The following is a 546-nucleotide window of genomic DNA, read 5'->3' as shown; positions in this document are numbered from 1 at the left end:
CGGGGCGGTAGCGGTCGGCGGCGCCCGAACCGTTCGGGGTGGGTGGCCCAGGCGGCGTCGAGGGTCTGTTTCCGCTGTTCACGGATCTGCGTGGCGGTGGGGTGATGCACCGATGCCGGGGTGTGCAGGCCGATCCCGCAGTGCCGGTGCTCGTGGTTGTAGTAGGTGTAAAACGCTTCGCAGTGCTGCCGGGCGTGTTGGAGCGACCCGAACCGGTCCGGGAAGCTCGGGTCGTACTTCAACGTTTTGAAGCTCGCCTCGATGTACGGATTGTCGTTCGACGTTTTCGGCCGGCTGTGACTACGGCCGATCTTCAGATCGGTCAGCAGTTGGGTGAGGGTTTTGCTGGTCATCGCGGCGCCGCGGTCGGCGTGCACGGTCAGTTGGTCGGGGTCGACGCGTTCGCGGGCGGCCGCGTCGGCGATCAACGCTTCGGCGAGTTGCCCGTCCTCGTGTGCTGCGACCAGGTGCCCGACGACGTAGCGGGACCAGATGTCGATCACTGTGTAGAGGTGAAACCAGACGCCCTTGAACGGCCCGCGTAGC

At 65.9% G+C, this 546-nt stretch carries 1 protein-coding gene; it reads right to left on the bottom strand.

What is annotated here, in order from left to right:
* A partial coding sequence (locus ABD287_RS18460; RefSeq protein WP_344174827.1) for an integrase core domain-containing protein occupies positions 1-546 on the bottom strand: 546 nt, incomplete at both ends.

The sequence above is a fragment of the Pilimelia columellifera subsp. columellifera genome, from assembly GCF_039532605.1.
GTDB classification, from domain to species: domain Bacteria; phylum Actinomycetota; class Actinomycetes; order Mycobacteriales; family Micromonosporaceae; genus Pilimelia; species Pilimelia columellifera.
This window is presented reverse-complemented; position numbering and strand designations above follow the sequence as displayed.